The 21,650-nt window shown below is 61.2% G+C and carries 25 protein-coding genes and 1 pseudogene; 11 read left to right on the forward strand and 15 right to left on the reverse strand.

What is annotated here, in order from left to right:
- Window positions 1-39 precede the first annotated feature (39 nt).
- From AB1J88_RS12655 to AB1J88_RS12675, 5 genes are all read left to right on the forward strand, one after another.
- Window positions 40-1,314 (forward strand): glycerate kinase type-2 family protein, encoded by a 1,275-nt coding sequence (locus AB1J88_RS12655; protein WP_222015764.1) that lies wholly within the window; start codon window positions 40-42, stop codon window positions 1,312-1,314.
- The gene (gene pyk, locus AB1J88_RS12660; RefSeq protein ID WP_108182066.1) at window positions 1,311-2,726 is read left to right on the forward strand and encodes a pyruvate kinase; all 1,416 of its coding nucleotides are present in this window, start codon (window positions 1,311-1,313) and stop codon (window positions 2,724-2,726) included. Before AB1J88_RS12655 ends, pyk begins: the two co-directional genes overlap by 4 nt.
- Window positions 2,727-2,936: 210 nt before the next feature.
- Window positions 2,937-3,851, forward strand: coding sequence for an urea transporter (locus AB1J88_RS12665; protein ID WP_198760332.1), 915 nt, complete (start codon window positions 2,937-2,939; stop codon window positions 3,849-3,851).
- A 21-nt stretch (window positions 3,852-3,872) separates the two neighbouring features.
- Window positions 3,873-4,697, forward strand: coding sequence for an ion transporter (locus AB1J88_RS12670; protein WP_041072911.1), 825 nt, complete (start codon window positions 3,873-3,875; stop codon window positions 4,695-4,697).
- A gap of 181 nt (window positions 4,698-4,878) precedes the next feature.
- Window positions 4,879-5,877 (forward strand): sulfate ABC transporter substrate-binding protein, encoded by a 999-nt coding sequence (locus AB1J88_RS12675; RefSeq protein ID WP_047292603.1) that lies wholly within the window; start codon window positions 4,879-4,881, stop codon window positions 5,875-5,877.
- A 145-nt stretch (window positions 5,878-6,022) separates the two neighbouring features.
- Here the strand turns inward: AB1J88_RS12675 and AB1J88_RS12680 are convergent, their stop codons facing one another.
- Complete coding sequence (locus tag AB1J88_RS12680) at window positions 6,023-6,643, reverse strand: DUF5666 domain-containing protein (protein WP_041072915.1); 621 nt, start codon at window positions 6,641-6,643, stop codon at window positions 6,023-6,025.
- A gap of 243 nt (window positions 6,644-6,886) precedes the next feature.
- Here AB1J88_RS12680 and AB1J88_RS12685 point away from each other — a divergent pair, with 243 nt between their 5' ends.
- Window positions 6,887-8,074, forward strand: a complete 1,188-nt coding sequence (locus AB1J88_RS12685) for an MFS transporter (protein ID WP_430291198.1) — start codon at window positions 6,887-6,889, stop codon at window positions 8,072-8,074.
- Window positions 8,075-8,128: 54 nt separating this feature from the next.
- Here the strand turns inward: AB1J88_RS12685 and AB1J88_RS12690 are convergent, their stop codons facing one another.
- Window positions 8,129-8,533 carry a type II toxin-antitoxin system HicB family antitoxin gene (locus tag AB1J88_RS12690; protein ID WP_007961664.1) on the reverse strand — a complete coding sequence of 135 codons (405 nt, stop codon included), beginning with the start codon at window positions 8,531-8,533 and terminating at the stop codon, window positions 8,129-8,131.
- Window positions 8,533-8,745, reverse strand: coding sequence for a type II toxin-antitoxin system HicA family toxin (locus AB1J88_RS12695; protein WP_430291199.1), 213 nt, complete (start codon window positions 8,743-8,745; stop codon window positions 8,533-8,535). Before AB1J88_RS12695 ends, AB1J88_RS12690 begins: the two co-directional genes overlap by 1 nt.
- 307 nt (window positions 8,746-9,052) lie before the next feature.
- Between AB1J88_RS12695 and AB1J88_RS12700 the strand changes: the two genes are divergently transcribed.
- The 3 genes and pseudogenes from AB1J88_RS12700 to AB1J88_RS12710 form a co-directional block, all read left to right on the forward strand.
- Window positions 9,053-9,940, forward strand: a complete 888-nt coding sequence (locus AB1J88_RS12700; protein WP_430291200.1) for a LysR family transcriptional regulator — start codon at window positions 9,053-9,055, stop codon at window positions 9,938-9,940.
- Between the two features lie 84 nt (window positions 9,941-10,024).
- Window positions 10,025-10,492, forward strand: a complete 468-nt coding sequence (locus tag AB1J88_RS12705) for a helix-turn-helix domain-containing protein (protein WP_095667166.1) — start codon at window positions 10,025-10,027, stop codon at window positions 10,490-10,492.
- Between the two features lie 7 nt (window positions 10,493-10,499).
- Window positions 10,500-11,063: pseudogene (locus tag AB1J88_RS12710) on the forward strand (PIN domain-containing protein); the annotation flags it as partial.
- 58 nt (window positions 11,064-11,121) lie between these two features.
- Here AB1J88_RS12710 and AB1J88_RS12715 read toward each other — a convergent pair.
- From AB1J88_RS12715 to ccmA, 10 genes are all read right to left on the reverse strand, one after another.
- Window positions 11,122-11,526, reverse strand: a complete 405-nt coding sequence (locus AB1J88_RS12715; RefSeq protein ID WP_430291201.1) for a hypothetical protein — start codon at window positions 11,524-11,526, stop codon at window positions 11,122-11,124.
- Window positions 11,527-11,553: 27 nt separating this feature from the next.
- On the reverse strand, window positions 11,554-12,756 hold the full coding sequence (ccmI, locus tag AB1J88_RS12720; RefSeq protein WP_430291202.1) for a c-type cytochrome biogenesis protein CcmI: 1,203 nt from the start codon (window positions 12,754-12,756) through the stop codon (window positions 11,554-11,556).
- Window positions 12,753-13,223: a cytochrome c-type biogenesis protein gene (locus tag AB1J88_RS12725; protein ID WP_041072928.1), complete on the reverse strand. Its 471-nt coding sequence runs from the start codon at window positions 13,221-13,223 to the stop codon at window positions 12,753-12,755. Before AB1J88_RS12725 ends, ccmI begins: the two co-directional genes overlap by 4 nt.
- Window positions 13,220-13,756, reverse strand: coding sequence for a DsbE family thiol:disulfide interchange protein (locus AB1J88_RS12730; protein ID WP_041072930.1), 537 nt, complete (start codon window positions 13,754-13,756; stop codon window positions 13,220-13,222). The genes AB1J88_RS12725 and AB1J88_RS12730 overlap by 4 nt, the downstream gene beginning before the upstream one ends.
- Window positions 13,753-15,741 (reverse strand): heme lyase CcmF/NrfE family subunit, encoded by a 1,989-nt coding sequence (locus tag AB1J88_RS12735; protein WP_414903139.1) that lies wholly within the window; start codon window positions 15,739-15,741, stop codon window positions 13,753-13,755. The genes AB1J88_RS12730 and AB1J88_RS12735 overlap by 4 nt, the downstream gene beginning before the upstream one ends.
- Before the next feature lie 3 nt (window positions 15,742-15,744).
- On the reverse strand, window positions 15,745-16,200 hold the full coding sequence (ccmE, locus tag AB1J88_RS12740) for a cytochrome c maturation protein CcmE (protein WP_041072935.1): 456 nt from the start codon (window positions 16,198-16,200) through the stop codon (window positions 15,745-15,747).
- Window positions 16,197-16,373 carry a heme exporter protein CcmD gene (gene ccmD / locus AB1J88_RS12745; RefSeq protein ID WP_003222944.1) on the reverse strand — a complete coding sequence of 59 codons (177 nt, stop codon included), beginning with the start codon at window positions 16,371-16,373 and terminating at the stop codon, window positions 16,197-16,199. The genes ccmE and ccmD overlap by 4 nt, the downstream gene beginning before the upstream one ends.
- Window positions 16,370-17,125: a heme ABC transporter permease gene (locus tag AB1J88_RS12750; RefSeq protein ID WP_041072937.1), complete on the reverse strand. Its 756-nt coding sequence runs from the start codon at window positions 17,123-17,125 to the stop codon at window positions 16,370-16,372. The genes ccmD and AB1J88_RS12750 overlap by 4 nt, the downstream gene beginning before the upstream one ends.
- A gap of 77 nt (window positions 17,126-17,202) precedes the next feature.
- Window positions 17,203-17,871, reverse strand: coding sequence for a heme exporter protein CcmB (gene ccmB, locus AB1J88_RS12755; protein ID WP_003222942.1), 669 nt, complete (start codon window positions 17,869-17,871; stop codon window positions 17,203-17,205).
- Complete coding sequence (gene ccmA, locus AB1J88_RS12760) at window positions 17,868-18,503, reverse strand: cytochrome c biogenesis heme-transporting ATPase CcmA (RefSeq protein ID WP_045122041.1); 636 nt, start codon at window positions 18,501-18,503, stop codon at window positions 17,868-17,870. Before ccmA ends, ccmB begins: the two co-directional genes overlap by 4 nt.
- Before the next feature lie 197 nt (window positions 18,504-18,700).
- Here ccmA and AB1J88_RS12765 point away from each other — a divergent pair, with 197 nt between their 5' ends.
- Together AB1J88_RS12765 and AB1J88_RS12770 are read left to right on the forward strand one after the other, a co-directional pair.
- Window positions 18,701-20,281 (forward strand): flagellar hook-length control protein FliK, encoded by a 1,581-nt coding sequence (locus AB1J88_RS12765; RefSeq protein WP_430291203.1) that lies wholly within the window; start codon window positions 18,701-18,703, stop codon window positions 20,279-20,281.
- Window positions 20,278-20,607: an EscU/YscU/HrcU family type III secretion system export apparatus switch protein gene (locus AB1J88_RS12770; RefSeq protein WP_047599966.1), complete on the forward strand. Its 330-nt coding sequence runs from the start codon at window positions 20,278-20,280 to the stop codon at window positions 20,605-20,607. Before AB1J88_RS12765 ends, AB1J88_RS12770 begins: the two co-directional genes overlap by 4 nt.
- A gap of 92 nt (window positions 20,608-20,699) precedes the next feature.
- Here AB1J88_RS12770 and AB1J88_RS12775 read toward each other — a convergent pair whose 3' ends face one another.
- Both AB1J88_RS12775 and AB1J88_RS12780 read right to left on the reverse strand, forming a co-directional pair.
- Window positions 20,700-21,092: a DUF2802 domain-containing protein gene (locus AB1J88_RS12775; protein ID WP_007961680.1), complete on the reverse strand. Its 393-nt coding sequence runs from the start codon at window positions 21,090-21,092 to the stop codon at window positions 20,700-20,702.
- Window positions 21,093-21,578 (reverse strand): chemotaxis protein CheW, encoded by a 486-nt coding sequence (locus tag AB1J88_RS12780; protein WP_003222936.1) that lies wholly within the window; start codon window positions 21,576-21,578, stop codon window positions 21,093-21,095.
- Between the last annotated feature and the right edge of the window lie 72 nt (window positions 21,579-21,650).

A 21,650-nucleotide genomic window follows, 5' to 3' on the forward strand; every position in this document is an offset into this window, starting at 1 on the left:
GTCGTTCCATCCCAATAACAAGAATTCCGGGAGCCCGCCATGTCGGTCGATCCGCAACAACTGCTGCGTGAGCTGTTTGCCACAGCCATCGACGCGGCCCATCCGAACCAGGTCCTCGAAGCCCATCTGCCTGCCGATCGCACGGGTCGGGTGATCGTCATCGGCGCCGGCAAGGCCGCAGCCGCCATGGCCCAGGTGGTCGAGCGCTGCTGGCAGGGTGAAGTATCCGGTCTGGTAGTGACCCGTTACGGTCACGGCGCCCCGTGCGAAAAAATCGAAGTGGTCGAAGCCGCGCACCCGGTACCGGACGCTGCCGGCCTGGCCGTGGCCAAACGCGTGCTGGAACTGGTCAGCAACCTGAGCGAAGACGATCGCGTGATCTTCCTGCTCTCTGGTGGCGGCTCTGCCCTGCTCGCCCTGCCGGCTGAAGGCATCACCCTGGCCGACAAGCAGTCGATCAACAAAGCCCTGCTCAAATCCGGCGCGACCATCGGCGAAATGAACTGCGTGCGCAAGCACCTCTCGGCGATCAAGGGCGGTCGCCTCGGCAAGGCTTGTTGGCCCGCCACTGTGTATACCTACGCGATTTCCGATGTACCGGGCGACCTCGCCACGGTCATCGCCTCGGGCCCGACCGTGGCCGACCCGAGCACTTCCGCCGAAGCACTGGCGATCCTTAAGCGCTACGGCATCGAAGTCCCGGCGTCCGTGCGTACTTGGCTGCAAAGCGCGGAATCGGAAACCGTCAAACCCGGAGACCCGAGCCTGGCCCGCAGTCATTTCCAGCTGATCGCGCGCCCGCAGCAATCGCTGGATGCGGCGGCGGTGAAATGCCGCCAGGCCGGTTTCAGCACGCTGATCCTTGGCGACCTCGAAGGTGAGTCCCGCGAAGTGGCGAAAGTCCATGCTGGCATCGCTCGGCAGATCATCAACCATGGGCAGCCACTGGCTGCGCCTTGCGTGATTCTCTCCGGCGGTGAAACCACGGTGACCGTGCGCGGCAATGGTCGCGGCGGACGCAACGCCGAATTCCTCTTGAGCCTCACCGACAGCCTCAAGGGCCAGCCCGGCGTCTACGCGCTGGCCGGTGACACCGACGGCATCGACGGTTCGGAAGACAACGCCGGCGCGATCATGACCCCGGACAGCTACGCCCGCGCCGCCGCCCTCGGTTTGAGCGCCAGCGACGAGCTGGATAACAACAACGGTTACGGCTACTTCGAGGCGCTCGATGCGCTGATCGTCACCGAGCCGACCCGCACCAACGTCAACGACTTCCGCGCCATCCTGATCCTTGAGAACTGCAAATCATGACGCCTGATAAAAAGGTCAAAATCCTCGCCACCCTCGGACCTGCCGTCGATGGCATCGAAGACATCCGTGAGCTGGTCGAGGCCGGGGTCAACATCTTCCGCCTGAACTTCAGCCACGGCGATCACGCCGACCACGCCAAGCGCTATCAGTGGATCCGCGAGGTCGAGCGCCAGCTCAACTATCCGCTGGGGATCCTGATGGACTTGCAGGGGCCGAAACTGCGCGTCGGCAAGTTCGCCGACGGCAAGGTGCAGCTGCATCGCGGTCAGGCCTTCCGCCTCGATCTGGACGCGACCCCGGGCGATGAACGCCGCGTGAACCTGCCGCACCCGGAGATCATCGCCGCGCTCGAAGCGGGCATGGATCTGCTGCTGGATGACGGCAAACTGCGCCTGCGCGTGGTCAGCAAATACTCCGACGCGATCGACACTACCGTGCTCAATGGCGGCGAACTGTCGGACCGCAAAGGCGTGAACGTGCCGCAAGCGGTGCTCGACCTCAGCCCACTGACGGCCAAGGATCGCCGCGACCTGAGCTTCGGCCTGGAGCTGGGGGTGGACTGGGTGGCGCTGTCGTTTGTGCAACGCCCGCAAGACATTCTCGAAGCCCGCGAGCTGATCGGTGACAAGGCCTTTCTGATGGCGAAAATCGAGAAGCCGTCAGCGGTTGAGCAACTGCGCGAAATCGCCCAGTTGAGCGACGCGATCATGGTCGCTCGCGGCGACCTCGGCGTGGAAGTCCCTGCCGAAAGCGTGCCGCAGATCCAGAAAAACATCATCAGCACCTGCCGCGAACTGGGTAAACCGGTGGTGGTGGCGACGCAGATGCTCGAATCGATGCGTTTCTCCCCGGCCCCGACCCGCGCCGAAGTCACTGATGTGGCGAATGCTGTGGCTGAAGGCGCGGATGCGGTGATGCTGTCGGCCGAAACCGCCTCCGGTGAATACCCGCTGGAAGCCGTGCAGATGATGAGCAAGATCATTCGCCAGGTGGAAAACGGTCCGGACTATCAGACTCAACTCGACGTCAGCCGACCGAAAGCCGAGGCAACGGTGTCCGATGCGATCAGTTGCGCGATCCGCCGCATCAGCAACGTGCTGCCGGTGGCGGTGCTGGTCAACTACAGCGAATCGGGCGCTTCGACGTTGCGCGCAGCACGGGAACGACCGAAAGCGCCGATCCTCAACCTGACGCCGAACCTGCAGACCGCGCGGCGCTTGAGCGTGGCGTGGGGGATTCATTCGGTGGTCAACGATCGTCTGCGTCAGGTCGATGAGGTGTGTTCGACCGCCCTGGAAATCGCTCAGGCTCAAGGCATGGCCGAGCGTGGCGATACGTTGCTGATCACCGCCGGTGTGCCGTTCGGGCAGCCGGGATCGACTAATTCGCTGCGGATCGAAACGCTGATCTGACCCATATTTTTGATGTGAATACAAAACCTGTGGTGAGGGGATTCATCCCCGATTGACTGCGCAGCAGTCACCGCTTTCAAGAGAGTGACGGTTTTCACAGAAAAACCGCATTCACCGATTTGGGGCTGCTTCGCAGCCATCGGGGATAAATCCCTCTCACCACAGGTAAGCAAGACCTTTTGATTTTCCAACTGCCCAGATTTTTTCAACATGCCTGCCAATCATTTCAACACCCACTGCCCCGACTGGGCCGAGGCTTTGCTCAACGGTTTCAGTCAGATATTCCTCCAGCGCCATCCGCTGTGCGGCCTGTTGTGCCTGCTGGCGATCCTGCTCACTGCGCCGGTGCTGTTTGCCGGCGCGCTGCTCGGTGCCGTTGCTGGATTGCTCACCGCACAGCGACGCAACTATGCCAAGGCGGATCGTCAGGCCGGATTGTTCAGTTACAACGGCGTGCTGCTTGGCTTGGTGCTCAGCCTGTATTTCCCGTGGTCGCCGATGCTGCCGCCGCTGATTCTGGCGGCCGGTGGCCTCAGTGCGATGGTCACTCAGCAATGGCTCAAACACGTGTACCGCAGCCGATCGATACCGGCCTACACCTCACCGTTTGTAGCAATGAGCTGGGTGTTACTGTTGTTCGCCGAACCGTCTGCGCCGATGACTCACATCGAGATGACCTCGCTGAACCTGCTCGCCGCTGAACTGCGTGGACTGGGTCAGGTGATGTTCCTCGGTCATCCGCTGGCCGGCGCGTTGATCGGCATCGGTCTGTTGATCGCTGATCGCCGGGCGTTCTGCTGGGCAGTGCTGGCGTCGGCCATCGGTCTCGCCTCCAGCCTGCTACACCACGAAACCGCTGCAGCGTTGCTGGGACTGGGCAGTTACAACGCGGTGCTCGCCGCCCTCGCCTTCAGTTCACAGCGTCAACAACCGTGGCTGCCGCTGCTGGGCATCGTCCTTGCGCTGCTGGTCACGCCGCTGTTCGCCGCCCTTGGTCTGGCGACGCTGACCGCGCCGTTCATCCTCGCCGGCTGGCTGATCCGTGCCGGGATCCAGATGCTCGGTAAAGCGGCCGTCGACGCCACGCCTTGCGCACAGGGGGACAATCAACCTAGGCTGCGCTGATCTTCAATTCAGGCGTTATCCATGGACAGCAGCAACAGTTGGCGTGAACGGCTTTACGTGATGATTTTCCAGAGCGACACCCTCGCCGGGCGGCGCTTCGACGGCACCTTGCTGTTGATCATCCTTGCCAGCCTGGTGGTGGTGATGCTCGACAGCATCGACAGCATTCACCAGAACTACGCCGATGTGCTGGCCTACATCGAGTGGGGCTTCACAATCATTTTTCTCGGCGAGTACATCCTGCGCCTGTATTGCTCACCGAAACCGTTGCGCTACGCCTTCAGTTTCTACGGACTGGTGGACCTGCTGGCGATCGTGCCGGGGATCCTCGCGCTGTATTACAGCGATGCGCAGTACCTGCTGATCATCCGGATCATTCGGATGCTGCGGATCTTCCGCGTACTCAAGCTCAGCCCGTACCTCAAGCAAGCCAACTATTTGATGTCGGCGCTGCGCGGCAGCAAGCAGAAGATCGTGGTGTTCCTGGTCAGCGTCTGCACGCTGGTGACGGTGTTCGGCACCCTGATGTACGTGATAGAAGGCCCGGAACACGGCTTCACCAGCATCCCCAAAGGCATCTATTGGGCTATCGTGACGTTGACCACGGTAGGCTTCGGCGACATCGTGCCCAAGACTCCGCTGGGCCAGGTGATTTCCTCGCTGGTGATGATCACCGGTTACTCGATCATCGCCGTGCCCACCGGGATCTTCACCGCAGAACTGGCCAACGCCATGCGCGGCGAACAGCTGCAACACGACTGCCCGGTGTGCAAGAAAAGCAGCCATGAACACAGCGCGGCGTTTTGCTCGCGGTGTGGCAGTCAGCTGTTTAAGAAAGTGGAATAAGCACAGAGCTTTTTAATCTTTAAACGACTATGCGTGCCCCGTTATAGTCAGTGGCAATTAAACATCACCCCCTGTAGGAGCTGCCGCAGGCTGCGATCTTTTGATCTTGATTCTCTAAAAACAAAATCAAAGGATCGCAGCCTGCGGCAGCTCCTACACAAAACAAAACAAGGAATGCGCAGTGAAAAAACTCTTTGGCGCCTCACTTCTCGCCGCCGGTCTTGCCTTTGGCAGCGTGGCTCAAGCCGCACCGACCCTGCTCAACGTCTCCTATGACGTGATGCGCGATTTCTACAAGGACTACAACACTGCGTTCCAGAAACACTGGCAGGCCGAGCACAACGAAAACATCACCGTGCAGATGTCCTTCGGCGGTTCGAGCAAGCAGGCGCGCTCGGTGATCGATGGCCTGCCGGCTGACGTCATCACCATGAACATGGCAACCGACATCAACGCCCTCGCCGACAACGGCAAACTGGTGCCAGACAACTGGGTCACTCGCCTGCCGAACAACAGCGCGCCGTTCACCTCGGCCACCGTGTTCATCGTCCGTAAAGGTAACCCGAAAGCCCTGAAAGACTGGCCGGACCTGCTCAAGGACGGCGTGCAGGTGATCGTGCCGAACCCGAAAACTTCGGGCAACGGTCGCTACACCTACCTCTCGGCCTGGGGCTACGTGCTGAAGAATGGTGGTGACGAGAACAAGGCCAAAGACTTCGTCGGCAAACTGTTCAAGCAAGCGCCAGTGCTCGACACCGGTGGCCGCGCCGCGACCACCACGTTCATGACCAACCAGATCGGCGACGTGCTGGTGACCTTCGAGAACGAAGCCGAAATGATCGCACGCGAATTCGGTCGCGATCAGTTTGAAGTGATCTACCCGAGCGTCTCCGCCGAAGCCGAGCCACCAGTGTCGGTGGTCGACAAAGTGGTCGACAAGAAAGGCACCCGCGCCGCTGCCGACGAATACCTGAAGTACCTGTGGTCGCCGCAAGGCCAGGAAATTGCTGCTGCCAACTACCTGCGTCCACGGGACCCGGCGGTGCTGGCGAAGTACACCGATCGTTTCCCGAAAGTCGACTTCCTGTCGGTTGAGAAGACCTTCGGCGACTGGCGTTCGGTGCAGAAGACCCACTTCAATGATGGCGGGATCTTTGATCAGATTTATACCGGTCAGTAAGGCGTGAACTGAAATGAAAAAGGCGACCTCAACAGGTCGCCTTTTTTGTGGCGAACCCATGTAGGAGCTGCCGAAGGCTGCGATCTTTTGACTTTGATTTTAAAAACCAAGATCAAAAGATCGCAGCCTTCGGCAGCTCCTACAGTTACATCGGGGGAGTGACGCCATCCTTGCCCGCCGAGATCGATTGCGCAGTCAGCGTGCCATCCGCGCCCTGGGTCACGAAGGTGACAATCTTCACCCCGACCTTGAGCAGGCTGCGATCCCCTGGCATCAGGTTGACGATCGGCACATCCTCCGGCACCAGAATCTTCTGCTGCCCGCCCTTGTAGTTGACGGTCAGCACCCGGCCATTGCTCACCACCAGATCACCGACGCTGCCATTGGTCATGCTGCTGCCCTTGGCCAGGTCGAACGGCCGATGGCCGTCGCCGCTGCCGGCCAGTTCCGGCGGGAATACGTGCACTTCCAGCGCCTTGAGCGTGCCGTCCTCCTGCGGCATGGCCGCCGAGCCGATGTAGCTGCCGGGCTTGATGTCCTCGATATTGGCCAGGGTGACGGCGCGCACTTTGGTGTCAGCGGTCAATTGAATCACCACGTTCTCGCCGCTGTTGACGTGGACTTTCAACGAGTCAGCGCTGACGCCGGTGATCTCGCCGCGTACGCCGATCCGCATTCCCGGGGCATCCGCAGCCTGTACTGCGCTGGCGCCAAGCAGACCGATCAGGACAATCGTGGTGGTGTGACGCAGCAGCCGACGCAACATGGCAATCCTCCGTTGGTAAACAGTTGAACAGCAGCGGTAAACATAAGCACGCTATCGAAGAAGATGTAAGTGAATGTATCATCGACGCTCTCCGGCCGGACGCAAGGTTCGCCGATGGACGACACCGCGCTTGAAGCCAATCATTCCGCAACGGAATAACTGATATCGATACAAGGCTTCTACCGCCACGTCGGTGCGTCCCTTAGCCTCACCGCATTCCCTTTCGCTGGATCGAGAAACCTTATGAACGCTACAACTCACGCAATGACCCGAGGCATGGTGCTGCTGTTCGCCTTCTGCTGCGGTGCCATCGTCGCCAACATCTACTACGCGCAACCGATCATTGGTCTGATCGCACCGGACATCGGCCTCTCCGACACCATGGCCAGCTTCATCGTCTCGCTGACACAGATCGGTTATGCGCTGGGTCTGTTTTTCCTGGTGCCGCTGGGCGACCTGCTGGAAAACCGCCGACTGATGATCATCACCACCGTAGTGGCCATTGCCAGCCTGCTCGGCGCGGCGTTCACCAGTCAGCCGAATGTGTTCTTGCTGATCTCTCTGCTGGTGGGTTTCAGTTCGGTGTCGGTGCAGATCCTGATTCCGCTGGCCGCGCATCTGGCGCCGGAAGAATCCCGTGGCCGGGTGGTCGGCGGGATCATGGGCGGCCTGCTGCTGGGCATCCTGCTGGCGCGACCGGTGTCGAGCGTGGTGGCTGACCATTTCGGCTGGCGCGCGATGTTCATGATTGCTGCGGCGTTGATGGCAGCGATCAGCGTGGTGCTGGCGTTGACCGTGCCCAAGCGTCAACCGGATCACAACGCTTCCTACGGCCAGTTGCTCGGCTCGCTGTGGACGCTGCTGCGCCAGCAACCGGTGCTGCGTCAGCGGGCGTTTTATCAGGGCTGCATGTTCGCCACCTTCAGCCTGTTCTGGACAGCGGTGCCACTGGAACTGGCGCGCAACCACGGTCTGTCGCAAAGCGAGATTGCGATCTTCGCGCTGGTCGGTGCCATCGGTGCCATCGCCGCGCCGATCAGCGGACGCCTGGCGGACGCCGGCCACACCCGCATCGCTTCGCTGCTGGCCATGCTGTTCGCCAGCCTGAGCTTCCTGCCGGCCTTCATTCACCCGGCCTACAGCGTCATCGGCCTCGCGGTGACCGGCGTGGTACTGGACTTCTGCGTGCAGATGAACATGGTTCTCGGCCAGCGCGCGGTCTACTCGCTGGACGCCAAAAGCCGTGGTCGCCTGAATGCGCTGTACATGACCAGCATCTTCATCGGCGGCGCCTTCGGCTCGTCGGTCGCCAGTGCCGTGTATGAACATGGCGGCTGGTTGTGGATCGTGATTGTCGGCAGCGCCTTCCCGCTGCTGGCGCTGGCGCGGTTTTTGAGTGCTTCGCAGCGTGGTTCTTTGGCAACGGCGTAGGCATCCAGGTTCGCTCGCACAGGTTGCTCACTGGGCCTGTGGGAGCGATGACGCTTAATACCGAACCAGCTTCTCCATCGCCGCATCCGCCAGAAACGAAGACCGGCTTTTGACATTGTGTTCACGCACATAGCGATCGATGCGCTGGATCACATAGCCTGGCAACGTCACGTTGACCTTCTCGGTCTTGCCCATGTACGGCGAGATATCCAGCTCGAGCATCCCCCAGCCCATGTCGGCAAACTCCGGATTATTGCGATGCGCCGCTGCCGACGTCGGCATCGGAATCGATTCCCCGTCCGCCGCCATCTCCTGCAACATGAGATGGGCGACTTCAACGGCTGCGTTATAGGCGTCCTCGAAAGTGTCCCCGGCCGTGACGGCGCCGGGAATGTCAGGTATCTGAATACCGATGGCGGTGTTGTCGTCACCCCATTCGATGCAGATCGGATATTGCATTATGGATCTCCCTTGTAGCTGGCTGGCGGGTGGTACAACCCGGCACGCCTCCTGATGCTTTTGACCGTCCCCAGCGGCAAATCCTTTTTCGGGTGGGGAACGGGAATGGTGTACGGGTTGTAACGATGCCTGAAGATGTGATGACTGCCGGTGACTCGATCCAGTGTCCAGCCTGCCTCCTCCAGCTCCTTGATCAATAGCCTGCTTTGCACCTACCGCCTCCTTGCTCCGGCCGAATAAAAGTAACCCTAGAGTTATCTTTACTCAAGCACATGAATCTGCAGAACGACGTTCGGTTGTTTTACCGCATGTGATCGATGCCACAGTCTTGTCCACGGATTAAACTCAGCGACTCGCAAAGCTACATCCTGGCCAACACCCTGTTCCCCTGTGGGAGCGAGCCTGCTCGCGAAAGCGGTCTGATATTCAAAAAATGTGCTGGCTGATCCGATGCTTTCGCGAGCAAGCTCGCTCCCACAGGGCTCCTCTGAATGCTTGAAGATTGCACAAGGACCTGAGATGGACCGCCTCGCCGCCATGGAAACCTTCGTCTACGTGGTCGAAACCGGCTCGTTCTCCGCCGCCGCCCGACGGCTGAATATCGGCCAACCCGCCGTGTCGAAAACCATCGCTCAACTGGAGAAACGCCTGGCGGTCAGCCTGTTGCTGCGCTCGACCCGTGGCCTGACGCCAACCGAAGCCGGCCTGGCGTTTTTCGAGCGAGCCAGACGCGCCATCGACGAAGCCAATGAGGCCGATAACGCTGCCCGTGGCAGTGCCGGCGGTTTGCGCGGCAACCTGCGGATCAGCACGGCGGTGACGTTCGGTCGCCTGCACGTCGTGCCGCAACTGGGGGCGTTTCTCGCTCAGCATCCGCACCTGAACATCGACCTGATGCTCGATGACCGCAACATCAATCTGGTCGAAGAAGGCATCGACGTCGCCCTGCGCATGGGCCCACTCAGTGACTCCAGCCTCACCGCGCGCAAAATCGCCGACTGCCGCCGCGTGGTGCTCGGCAGCCCGGCCTACTTCGCCCGCCACGGTGAGCCGTGCTGCCCGACCGATCTGGATCAGCATCAAGGCATTGTCTACAACCTCAGCGGCGGCGCCACCTGGACCTTCACCAAAGGCCGCGAACAGCAGACACAAACCTTGACCGGCCGCCTGCGGGTCAGCGCCGCCGAAGGTTTGCGCGCAGCCGTGCTGGCCGATCAGGGCCTGGCGATTGCCTCGCAATGGATGTTCGCCCCGGAGCTGGCAAGCGGCGCGGTCAGGGCGGTGATGAGTGATTGGGCATTGCCGCATCAGGACTTGTGGGCAGTATTTCCCACGGGGCGGATGGTCAGTGCGAAGGCGCGGGCGTTTGTGGAGTACATGGAAAACTTGCTGACACACCTGAACTGAACCGGCTTCCGTTTCGTTTATTGCGATTTTCGTTTAATTCGAATAACGTTCCAGCATCTTCTCTTCAGAATGCTGGAATCCATTATGTCGATTGTCCTCCACCCCTCTCTCAACCTCCCGGTGGAGCGCGAAGTCCAAGCCGCCATCGAAGGCAAACGCGCGCTCGCCGCCTATCTGGCGACCCAATTCGAAACACAGCACATCCAGATTTTCGACGAACAGAACCAGGCGCATCAGGTCGAGCTTCCGACGTCGGCACTGCGGCTACTGATGGATATTCTGGCGGAGCTGGCTGAAGGAAACGCCGTCAAAGTCGTACCGGTGCATGCCGAACTGACCACTCAGGAGGCCGCCGACCTGCTCAATGTCTCACGCCCGCACCTGATAAAACTGCTGGAAAGCGGCGAGTTGTCCTACCACAAAACCGGCAAGCACCGACGTGTGCGTTTCGCCGATTTGATGGACTATAAAACCCGGCGCGATACCGCCAGCGAGCAGGCAATGGCGCTTCTCGCGGAGCAGGCACAGGCTTTAAGGACAGGATACGAGTGAGGCATTCCCTTTCACCGCTGTATACGATGCATGTGTTTTGTACCCCGCCCCGCTTAGAGACTTGCTGATGTGGCTCGCGCTTTCGGGGCGATTTCGAGCCCGATGGACCAAGGAGATTCACGGCGAATGGAAACGCAACTTATTGAAGAACCGAACCGATCTGACGATGGAGCAACTGGATCGCACGTCCGAGCTTATGGATCGTGCGATACCCGATGCCTGTGTCTGTGACTATGAAGCGCTGATCACCGGACTTTCCCTGCCCGATCCCAAAGACCGCCATGTATTGGCTGCAGCCATACGCTGCGGCGCTGGGGTGATCGTGACATTCAACCTGAAAGATTTTCCCGATACCTGCCTCGCCCCCTATGGCGTCGAGGCCCAACACCCAGATGAGTTTGTCGAGAACCTGTTTCACCTTGATCCGGCAGCTGTTATCGCTGCGGCGCAACGACAGCGCCAACAACTGAAATTTCCGCCAATGGAGATCGAGCCGTTCCTTGACCTTTTGCGGCGCCAGAGATTGGTCGAGTCAGTTCGGGCGCTAAGCGCCTACCGTGCGAGACTCTGAATACTCGTTTTGGAACACCAGACAAACAAACGGCGATCCAAAGATCGCCGCGTGCTTATCACTGCCCGAACTGTTTGCCCAACCCCGGCGGCACGCCGTGGATGTCGGTGTCTTCCCACGGGCCGTTGGGGCTGATTGAGCGGGTCCAGCCGTTGTTCCAGCGGAAGTAGGTGCGCTGGCGGTAGAAGGTGTTGGGCTGGTCGTCGAGGACGTAGACGCCGAGCTTCTGGTCCCAGTGACTGTTGCCGCCCGGTGGCGGAGCGAAGCTGGCTGAGGTGCGTGGGACTGGCTTGGACGGTTTGGCCGGGATGCTCTTGCCCGGTGTCGGCGAGGTCGACGGGGTCGGGCTCGGTTGTGACGGCGGGATCGGCGGCAGGTTGGTGGTCGGTTCCGGTCGGTGCACCGCACATGCGCTCATGCTCAAGGCCAATGTGATGACGGAGATGCGGGCGAGGCTGTGCATGACGGTGCTTTCCTGTGGGTTCCGGGGTTATTGGTCCGGGCTGTCGATGGTCAGTGTTTGCGGCGCGGTGGTGCTGCTGGCCAGCGGGCCGCTGCGACCTACCCATTCCCCGGCGGTCGGTTGACCGGCACGGGAAACGCGCGCAACCAGTTGGACTTCAGGAAAGTTCGACAGTTTCAACTGCGGCATCATCGCATCGGCGTCGCCCAGTTCGACGGTCACCGGCAGATCAGCCACGGTCAGGCGCTTGGCCGCCAACGGTGCCGGTGGGCCAGAAACGGCGCGGGCGAAGATGAACACGCTGTCGCCCGGTTGCACCTTGCCTTTGAGTTCGCTGGCCAGATCGACACGCACCTTGAGCAGTGCGGCAACCTTGGCAGCCGGTGCAGCGGCGACCTTGCCGCCGCTGGCTTCAAGCCGTTCAGTGGCGCGGTTGATGCCGCCCTGCAGGGCTTCGCGGGACTTGTCGTCCTCTGGCAATTGCGTCAGCAGGCGATTCCAATAGTCGATGGCTTGCTGATAACGCTCGCCTTCGAACGCGGCGATGCCGAGCAGACCGAGGCTGGTGACTTCTTTCGGGTCGGATTTCAGCGCTTCGTCGGTCAGGGCCTGGATCTTGTCCGACCACTTTTTACCGTCGGCAAAATACTGCGCCTGTGCCCACTGGCCGAGCAGCTCCGGCTGGCGACCGGCAAGGTTGGCGGCGCGTTCGAACATCTTCGCCGCGTCCGCCGGACGATCCTGGGCCATGTAGGTGCGACCGAGGAAGTACAGACCTTCCGCCGAATCCGGTTGCGCGGCGACGGCTCGTTCCAGACGCCGGGTCATCTCTTCCATCGACTGCGGCGCCTGGGCGAACTCGCGGGTCAGCTCGACTTTATCGGCAGCACCGAAATGCAGGTACAGACCCAGGCCCAACACCGGCACCAGCACCGCGGCCAACAACGGCAACGGCTTGCCCAGTTTCGACACACGCGGCGCGGCAACGCCTTCGGTATCGGCGAGCAGTTCACGCGCTGCTTCCGCACGACCGCTGTCCATTTGCGCCGCATTGAGCACGCCTTCGGCCTGCTGCGCTTGCAGCTCGGCGACGCGTTCCTGATACAGCGCGACGTTCAGGGCAGTCCGATCCTCTTCACGCTGGGCGCGACGGCCACGCAAAACCGGAATCAGCAGAAAACTCAGGGCGACCAGAAGCAACAGCCCTGCGGCAAGCCAGAAATCAATCATTCTTGGTTTTTATCCAACAGTTGGTCGAGGCGCTGACGTTCTTCGGTGGACAGCGATGACGGGGTTTCGGCGCGCTGACCGCGACGACGGCGCACGATCAGCACAATCACCACCAGACCGCCAAGCAGCAGCCCGGCCGGGCCGAACCACAGCAGTGCAGTCTTGGCGTTGAGCGCCGGTTTGTAGCGGACGAAATCACCGTAGCGATCAACCATGAAATCGATGATCTGCTGATTGTCCTTGCCCTCGCCGAGCATGCGGAAAATCTCTTTGCGCAGGTCTGCGGCAATCGGTGCGTTGGAGTCGGCGATGTCCTGGTTCTGGCACTTGGGGCAGCGCAGTTCCTTGGTCAACTCGCGGAAACGCTCGCGATCGCCTTCCTTGGCGAACTCGTAGGTGTCAATCGCGGCGTGGGCCACACCGGCCAGACTCAAACCCAAGACCACGGCAGCCATAAAACGCTTCATGGCTTGGCCTCATCGACCAGTGCCTGATATTTGGCTGCGAGTTTTTCGCGCCAGACCTGTTCGTCGATCACCCCGACGTACTTGTCGCGGATGATGCCCTTGGCGTCGATGAAGAAGGTTTCCGGCGCGCCGTACACGCCGAGGTTCAGACCCAGCGAACCTTCATCGTCACGGATGTCCAGCAGGTACGGGTTGTGGAATTCGGCCAGCCACTTCAACGCATCGGCGTTGGTGTCCTTGTAGTTGATGCCGTAGATCACCACGCCGCGCTCGGCCAGTTTGTTCAGCACCGGGTGCTCGACCCGGCAGGAAATGCACCAGGTGCCCCAGACGTTGACCAGTGCCGGTTTGCCGAGGATGTCGGCCTTGGTCAGGGTCTTGTCGCCCTGCACATTCGGCAGGCTGAATTCCGGGAAGGGCTTGTTGATCATCGCCGACGGCAGCTCCGCCGGATCGAGGTACAGACCGCGATAAAGAAACACCGCCACCAGCAGGAAAATCGCCAGGGGTACCAGCATCAACCAACGTCTCATGCAGCCGCTCCTTGCAGGCCGAGGGCTTCACGCACCCGGGCTTTGACCTTGACTCGATAACGCCGATCCAGCGCCGCCAGCAATCCGCCCAGACCGGTCAGCAGACCGCCGAACCAGATCCAGCGCACGAACGGCTTGACGTGAACCCGCACCGCCCACGCGCCGTTTTCCAGCGGTTCGCCCAGTGCGACGTAAAGATCGCGGGTGAAACCGGCGTCGATCCCGGCCTCGGTCATCATCGAACTCTGCACGGTGTACAGGCGTTTTTCCGGGTGCAGCACGCTGACTTCCTTGCCGTCGCGGATCACCCGGATGGTGCCCTTGTCGGAGGTGAAGTTCGGCCCTTCAAAGTGCTTGGCACCTTCGAAGATGAAGTGATAACCGGCCAGATCCATCGACTCGCCCGGCGCCAGACGCAGGTCGCGTTCGGCACTGTTCTGACTCGACAGCACCACACCGAGTGCGCACACGGCGATGCCCAGGTGAGCGATCTGCATGCCCCAGTAGCTGCGGGTCAGAGTTGGCAGACCTTTGATCAGGCCCTTGTGGCGAGTCTTGTCGAAGATGTCGCGCACGCCGGCGAGCAGCACCCACGCAGCGAGCAGGAACGTCGCGATCACCGCCCAGTTGAAATCGCCGTAAGCGACACCGGCCACCACGGCCAATGCGACGCTGCCGAGCAGCACCGGGGTCAGCATGTTCGCCAGCCACTTCACCGGGGTGTCCTTCCAGCGGACGATCACGCCGACCGCCATCACCAGCATCAGCAACGCCATCAGCGGGATGAACAGCGCATTGAAGTAAGGCGGGCCGACCGAGAGCTTGGCGCCGCTGATCGCATCGAGAATCAGCGGATACAGGGTGCCGAGCAGAATCATCGACGCCGCTACCACCAGCACCAGGTTGTTGCCCAGCAACAGGGTTTCACGCGACCACAGGTTGAAGCCGACCTGGCTCTTGACCACCGGCGCGCGCAACGCAAACAGCGTCAGCGAACCACCGACCACGAACAGCAGGAAGATCAGAATGAACACGCCACGCTCAGGGTCGGAGGCAAACGCGTGCACCGAGGTCAGCACGCCGGAGCGCACGAGGAAGGTACCGAGCAGGCTCAACGAAAATGCAGCAATCGCCAGCAACACCGTCCAGCTCTTGAACACCCCACGTTTTTCCGTGACGGCCAGCGAGTGGATCAACGCGGTGCCGACCAGCCATGGCATGAACGAGGCGTTTTCCACCGGGTCCCAGAACCACCAGCCGCCCCAGCCGAGTTCGTAGTAGGCCCACCACGAACCGAGGGTGATACCGATGCCGAGAAAGGCCCAGGCGACAATCGTCCAAGGCCGCGACCAGCGTGCCCACGCAGCATCAAGACGACCACCGAGCAGTGCAGCGATGGCGAAGGCGAACGCCACCGAGAACCCCACATAACCCATATAGAGCATCGGCGGATGCACGATCAGGCCGATGTCTTGCAGCAGCGGATTGAGGTCACGACCATCCGCCGGAATCTGCGGCAGGATCCGCGAAAACGGGTTGGAGGTGAGGATCAGAAACAGCAGGAAACCGGTGCTGATCATGCCCATCACCGCCAGCACGCGGGCGAGCATGACTTGTGGCAACTGCCGGGAGAACACCGATACGGCGAAGGTCCAGCCACCGAGGATCAACGCCCACAGCAGCAGCGACCCTTCGTGGGCGCCCCATACCGCGCTGAACTTGTAGTACCACGGCAAGGCGCTGTTGGAGTTCATCGCCACGTAACCGACCGAAAAATCGTCGGTCATGAACGCGTAGGTCAGGCAACCGAAGGCAAACAGCAGGAACGCAAACTGGCCCCACGCCGCCGGCTGGGCCAGGCCCATCCACAGACGGTCGCCGCGCCATGCACCGAGCAGCGGCACCACGGCCTGCACCAGCGCGAAACACAGCGCCAGAATCATCGCCAGATGGCCGAGTTCGGGAATAAACAGTGCAGACGTCATCAATCAACCCTCCTTCGCTGGGGTCGGTGCCGACTGACCACTGTCTTTCAGCGCTTTGGTCACTTCCGGCGGCATGTACTTCTCGTCGTGCTTGGCCAGCACTTCATCGGCCACCACCACGCCGTCGGCATTGAGTTTGCCCAGGGCGACGATGCCCTGCCCTTCGCGGAACAGATCCGGAAGGATCCCGCGGTAGGTGATGGTCACGGCTTTGTTGAAGTCGGTGACGACGAATTTGACGTCCAGCGAGTCCGGCGAACGCTGCAGCGAGCCCTTCTCGACCATGCCGCCGGCGCGGATGCGCGTGTCGTGCGGCGCTTCGCCGTTGGCGATCTGGGTCGGCGTGTAAAACAGGTTGATGTTTTCCTGCAGGGCGCTGAGGGCCAGGCCGACGGCAGCGCCGACCCCGACCAGGATCGCCAGAATGAGGGTCAGACGTTTTTTGCGCAGCGGATTCACTTGCCGTTCTCCCGGCGCAGACGACGCGCCTCTTGTTGCAGATAGCGCTTGCGGGCCGCAATCGGTGCGACCACGTTGAGGATCAGCACCGCCAGACAGATACCGTAGGCCGACCAGACGTACAGGCCGTGGTGGCCCATGGCGAGAAAGTCGCCAAATGAAGCGAAACTCATCGCGCGGCCTCCAGGCTGTTCTGCACTTCTTCCTTGACCCAGCTGGCGCGCGCTTCGCGCTTGAGTACTTCAAGGCGCATGCGCAGCAACAGCACGGCACCGAAGAAGCAGTAGAACCCCAGCACCGTCAGCAACAGCGGCAGCCACATTTCAGCGGGCATCGCCGGTTTTTCCGTGAGGGTGAAGGTCGCGCCCTGGTGCAGGGTGTTCCACCACTCCACCGAGTACTTGATGATCGGAATGTTAATCACCCCGACAATCGCCAGCACGGCGCAGGCCTTGGCGGCGCTGTCGCGGTTGCTGATGGCGTTGCCCAGTGCAATCACCCCGAAATACAGGAACAGCAAAATCAGCATCGACGTCAGCCGCGCATCCCAGACCCACCACGAGCCCCAGGTCGGCTTGCCCCAGATCGCGCCGGTCACCAGCGCCACGGCGGTCATCCACGCGCCGATCGGCGCCGCGCATTGCAGGGCGACGTCGGCCAGTTTCATTTTCCACACCAGGCCGACCACGCCACACACCGCCAGCATCACGTAGATCGACTGCGCGAGCATCGCCGCCGGCACGTGAATATAGATGATGCGGAAGCTGTTGCCCTGCTGATAATCCGGCGGCGCGAAGGCCAGGCCCCAGACGACGCCAATGCTGATCAGCAGCAACGCTGCGATGCTCAACCACGGCAGGAACTTGCTGCTGATGCCGTAGAACCACTTGGGCGAGCCGAGCTTGTGAAACCAGGTCCAGTTCATACTGTTTCCATCACGGTGCCGCTCATCGATGTGAGCGGTCTCAGGGTCTTTGCTGGTTAAATTTTAACCAGACCTCATTATTCGCCGACGCTGATCTTCAGGCCAGCCGCTATTGCAAAAGGTGTCAGGGTGATCGCCAGGGCGGTCAGGCTACCCAGCCACAGCAGATACCCGGTCGCCGGCATGCCTTGCAAGGCGGCCTGCAAGGCACCACTGCCAAGGATCAACACCGGGATGTACAACGGCAGAATCAGCAACGCCAGCAACAGGCCGCCGCGTTTCAGACCGACCGTCAGCGCCGCGCCCACCGCGCCGAGCAAGCTCAGCACCGGGGTACCCAGCAGCAAAGACAACAGCAACACTGGCAGGCAGGCGACCGGCAAACCGAGCATCAACGCCAGCAACGGCGAGAGCAGAACCAGTGCCAGTCCCGAGAACAGCCAGTGTGCCAGCACCTTGGCCAGCACCAGTAGGGGCAGCGGGTGCGGCGAAAGGACCCACTGTTCCAGGGAGCCATCTTCGAAATCACTGCGAAACAGTCCGTCCAGCGAAAGCAGGACCGACAACAGCGCGGCCACCCAGACTAACCCCGGGGACAGGTTTTGCAAGACTTGAGTTTCCGGGCCGACGGCCAGCGGGAACAAGGCGATGACGATGGCGAAGAAAATCAGCGGATTGGCCAGTTCCGCCGGGCGACGAAACAGCAAACGGGACTCACGGGCAACCAGCAGGCCGAACACACTCATACTGCCCAGTTCCCCAGATCGATATCGCGATAACCGGCCGGCATCCGGCTCAGCGTGTGGTGCGTGGTCAGCACCACCAGACCGCCGCGCTCGCAGTGTCCGGCCAGGTGTTCTTCAAGCTGCGCCACGCCCTGTTTGTCGAGCGCGGTGAACGGCTCGTCGAGAATCCACAGCGGCGGGCTGTCCAGATACAGCCGCGCCAGCGCCACGCGGCGTTGCTGACCGGCGGACAGGGTGTGGCAGGGAACATCTTCGAATCCGCGCAATCCTACGGCTGCCAGTGCCTGCCAGATCGCCTCGCGTTCGGCCGGCCGATGCAAGGCGCAGAGCCAGGACAGGTTCTCTTCCGGGGTCAGCAGGTCCTTGATCCCGGCAGCGTGGCCGATCCACAGCAGGTTGCGCGCCAGTTCACTCGGCTGGGCGGTCAAGGGCTGGCCGTTAAGCAGCACCTGACCGCTGGTCGGCTGCATCAACCCGGACAACAGGCGCAGCAGGCTGGTCTTGCCGCTGCCGTTGGGGCCGCTGATCTGCACCATATCGCCACTGGCCAGTCTTAATTCGAGATTTTCGAAGAGCAGCCGCAGGTCTCGCTCGCAGGCAAGGGCAACGGTTTGCAGGACAGGACTGGTCAAGGGATCACGGGCCTTATACGGTTCAAGTCGGCTCTGGCGCGGCCGTTAAAGAGATGCAGGATAAATGCAATGACGGTGCGAACCAGAGAGCTGGATCAAACAATTGCTATGTTTTCTGAACGAAGCGCAAGACGCGCGGCATTATACATGGCGTGCCTTACTCCCAAGAGCGCAATTTCCTCAGGTTGTGTCCGCGTATGACAGGCGAAATGAACATCCTCCCGCTTCCGCCCACCACCCCGGCGAACACGCGTCCGCTGGTGATGAGCGGTGAGTTGCTCAAGCTGCTGACCCCGGTCGAAGGCTTGATCGGTGCCGGGCAAAGTGCTCAGGCCGAGGTGTTGTCACTCAAGCAGGCGGATCAGACCTTTCAACTGTTGCTCAAGGTCACCGTCGACGGCGGCCGCCAGACCACCGTGCAAGCCAGCAGCAACCTGCCGTTGCCGACCGGCACCAACCTGGCGGTTACTCAGCCATCGGCGGGCAATCTGGCAATCACCGTGCAGCAGGCCATCGCCAGCAGCGTCGCCACCCTCACCCGCATCGATACCGCGCAGTTGCCGGTCGGCACACTGCTGCAAGGCAAGGTGCTGACCTCGCAGACACTGCCGCAAGTGCCGGGGCAGCCGACGGTGTACCGCTCGCTGGTCAGTCTGCTCAACACCGCGCAAAGTGGCGCCACGCTGGACATCGACAGCCCGACGCCGCTGCGCATCGGAACCCTGCTTTCGGCACTGGTCGAAGACTCGCAAACCCTCAAATTCGTGCCACTGAGCAGCCGTCAGGAGCAATTGGCGGTGAGCCAGCAACTGCTCGGCCAACAAAGTCGCCAAGGCTCGCTGGACGGTTTGCTCAATGCTTTGCAAAACCTGCCGAGCGACGATGATCAGACTTCGCAGGATCTGCGCGCTGCCGTCGTGCGTCTGCTTGCCAATTTGCCCGATGTGCAGCAGATGAGCAGCGCCAAAGGCGTGGCCCTGGCCCTGGCCAACAGTGGCGCCTTCCTCGAAGCCAAATTGCTGACCGGACAGAATCCGGCGCTGGCCCCGGACATGAAAGCCGATCTGCTCAAACTGATCGCGCAACTGTCCCCGGGTGTGCCGGGCAATGCCACTTTCAACGCGATCATTGCCGCCAACACCCTGGCGCAAGCGCTGCCGAGTTTCGTGCGCAACGCCCTCGGCACCCTCGGCCAGGTCAGCGCCAAACCCGTGCCGAGCAGTTTCCCGCTGCCCGACCGCCTGCTGCAAAGCCAGGACGGCGAAGGCGATCTGGAACATCTGCTGCGCCTCGCTGCAGCCGCCGTGTCGCGCCTGCAAAGCCATCAGTTGTCGAGTCTGGAACAGACCGGGGTCACCGATGACGGCCGCCTGCTCAGCACCTGGCAGTTGGAAATCCCCATGCGTAACCTGCAGGACATCGTGCCGTTGCAGGTCAAGTTCCAGCGCGAAGAAGCGCCGGAAAGAGAACCGCAACCCAACGAACGCCGCGACGAGCGCGAGCCCAAACAGCAACTGTGGCGCGTCGATCTGGCGTTCGATATGGAGCCGTTGGGGCCGATGCAAATTCAGGCGCAGCTGATTGCCGGCAGCCTGTCGAGTCAGCTCTGGGCCGAGCGCCCGTACACCGCCGACCTGATCGAAACCAACCTGTTCGCGCTGCGCCAGCGTCTGCTTGATCGCGGGCTGAACGTCGGTGATCTCGACTGCCACCTCGGCACCCCGCCGCTAGGCAATCAAACCCGTCTCGAACACCGCTGGGTCGACGAAACCGCATGAACGATTCCACTGCTCCACGCCAGGCCATCGCCCTCAAATACGACGGCAACCACGCCCCGACCCTCACCGCCAAGGGCGACGAGGAACTGGCCGAAGAAATCCTGCGCATTGCCCGCGACTGTGAAGTGCCGATCTATGAAAACGCCGAGCTGGTGCGGCTGTTGGCGCGGATGGAGCTGGGCGACAGCATCCCCGAAGAGCTGTACCGCACGATTGCCGAGATCATCGCGTTTGCGTGGAATCTGAAGGGAAAATTCCCCGAGGGGCAGGATCCAGATGCGCCGATGGTCGAGAAGGACGTTACCGCGCGCGGGGATGATTATTAAGCCTTGAAAGCAAAAGATCGCAGCCTTCGGCAGCTCCTACAGGGAAGCGCGTTCCAATGTAGGAGCTGCCGCAGGCTGCGATCTTTTGATCTTCAGCTTCTGTGCAACTTGCGCATCAACTCCGCCTCAGCCTGGGTCAAACCGCAGGACTGAGTCAGCTCATCGACGCTCGCGCCCATGCCCACCAGTTTCGCCGCCTGGGCGAACGACAGGCTAGATGGGTCGCGCTGCTCCAGCGCAACTATCTTGTCCGGCAACGGGCCGACGACCGAGCGCAGCTCGTGCAGGGCTTCGCCCATGCGCACGTTGCCGTTCTGATAGTCGTCGACACGCTTGGCCAGGTCTTTGATGCGCTGATCACGCAGCGCGTCGCCTTGGGCCTGTTGCGCCGCGATTACGCGCTGCGCCTTGATGTACGCCAGAAACATTGCCAGCGTGCCTGCCCAGAAGAGGAACAGGACAATGACCGCCACCTCGAGAATCAATCAGATGCTCTCCAGTTCCGACCATTCTTCTTCGCTCATCATCTTGTCCAGCTCGACCAGGATCAGCAACTCGTTGTTCTTGTTGCACACGCCCTGGATGAACTTGGCCGATTCTTCGTTGCCGACGTTCGGCGCGGTCTCGATTTCCGACTGACGCAGGTAAACCACTTCGGCCACGCTGTCGACCATGATCCCGACCACTTGCTTGTCGGCTTCGATGATGACGATACGGGTGTTGTCGCTGATCTCGCCGCTGTTCAGGCCGAAGCGCTGACGGGTGTCGATCACGGTGACCACATTACCGCGCAGGTTGATGATGCCCAGCACGTAGCTTGGCGCACCCGGTACCGGAGCGATTTCGGTGTACCGCAGGACTTCCTGAACGCGCATCACGTTGATGCCGTAGGTTTCGTTGTCCAGCTTGAAGGTCACCCATTGCAGGATCGGATCTTCAGAACCTTTTGCATTCGTCGCCTGACTACTCATACCCTGACCCCTCGAAAAAACCGCACTGGGCGGTGTGTGTTCTGTGTGGAGGCATTGAAAAATGCCATCGCC

This window comes from Pseudomonas sp. S8, from assembly GCF_050473925.1.
GTDB lineage: Bacteria > Pseudomonadota > Gammaproteobacteria > Pseudomonadales > Pseudomonadaceae > Aquipseudomonas > Aquipseudomonas parakoreensis.

Excerpts from the sequence above, each read along its gene's own strand:
- AB1J88_RS12655 (WP_222015764.1), top strand. The coding sequence starts at position 40 with ATGTCGGTCGATCCGCAACAACTGCTGCGTGAGCTGTTTGCCACAGCC.
- pyk (WP_108182066.1), top strand. The coding sequence starts at position 1,311 with ATGACGCCTGATAAAAAGGTCAAAATCCTCGCCACCCTCGGACCTGCC.
- AB1J88_RS12665 (WP_198760332.1), top strand. The coding sequence starts at position 2,937 with ATGCCTGCCAATCATTTCAACACCCACTGCCCCGACTGGGCCGAGGCT.
- AB1J88_RS12670 (WP_041072911.1), top strand. The coding sequence starts at position 3,873 with ATGGACAGCAGCAACAGTTGGCGTGAACGGCTTTACGTGATGATTTTC.
- AB1J88_RS12680 (WP_041072915.1), bottom strand. The coding sequence starts at position 6,643 with ATGTTGCGTCGGCTGCTGCGTCACACCACCACGATTGTCCTGATCGGT.
- AB1J88_RS12685 (WP_430291198.1), top strand. The coding sequence starts at position 6,887 with ATGAACGCTACAACTCACGCAATGACCCGAGGCATGGTGCTGCTGTTC.
- AB1J88_RS12690 (WP_007961664.1), bottom strand. The coding sequence starts at position 8,533 with ATGCAATATCCGATCTGCATCGAATGGGGTGACGACAACACCGCCATC.
- AB1J88_RS12700 (WP_430291200.1), top strand. The coding sequence starts at position 9,053 with ATGGACCGCCTCGCCGCCATGGAAACCTTCGTCTACGTGGTCGAAACC.
- AB1J88_RS12705 (WP_095667166.1), top strand. The coding sequence starts at position 10,025 with ATGTCGATTGTCCTCCACCCCTCTCTCAACCTCCCGGTGGAGCGCGAA.
- AB1J88_RS12715 (WP_430291201.1), bottom strand. The coding sequence starts at position 11,526 with ATGCACAGCCTCGCCCGCATCTCCGTCATCACATTGGCCTTGAGCATG.
- ccmI (WP_430291202.1), bottom strand. The coding sequence starts at position 12,756 with ATGATTGATTTCTGGCTTGCCGCAGGGCTGTTGCTTCTGGTCGCCCTG.
- AB1J88_RS12725 (WP_041072928.1), bottom strand. The coding sequence starts at position 13,223 with ATGAAGCGTTTTATGGCTGCCGTGGTCTTGGGTTTGAGTCTGGCCGGT.
- AB1J88_RS12730 (WP_041072930.1), bottom strand. The coding sequence starts at position 13,756 with ATGAGACGTTGGTTGATGCTGGTACCCCTGGCGATTTTCCTGCTGGTG.
- AB1J88_RS12735 (WP_414903139.1), bottom strand. The coding sequence starts at position 15,741 with ATGACGTCTGCACTGTTTATTCCCGAACTCGGCCATCTGGCGATGATT.
- ccmD (WP_003222944.1), bottom strand. The coding sequence starts at position 16,373 with ATGAGTTTCGCTTCATTTGGCGACTTTCTCGCCATGGGCCACCACGGC.
- AB1J88_RS12750 (WP_041072937.1), bottom strand. The coding sequence starts at position 17,125 with ATGAACTGGACCTGGTTTCACAAGCTCGGCTCGCCCAAGTGGTTCTAC.
- ccmB (WP_003222942.1), bottom strand. The coding sequence starts at position 17,871 with ATGAGTGTGTTCGGCCTGCTGGTTGCCCGTGAGTCCCGTTTGCTGTTT.
- AB1J88_RS12765 (WP_430291203.1), top strand. The coding sequence starts at position 18,701 with ATGACAGGCGAAATGAACATCCTCCCGCTTCCGCCCACCACCCCGGCG.
- AB1J88_RS12770 (WP_047599966.1), top strand. The coding sequence starts at position 20,278 with ATGAACGATTCCACTGCTCCACGCCAGGCCATCGCCCTCAAATACGAC.
- AB1J88_RS12780 (WP_003222936.1), bottom strand. The coding sequence starts at position 21,578 with ATGAGTAGTCAGGCGACGAATGCAAAAGGTTCTGAAGATCCGATCCTG.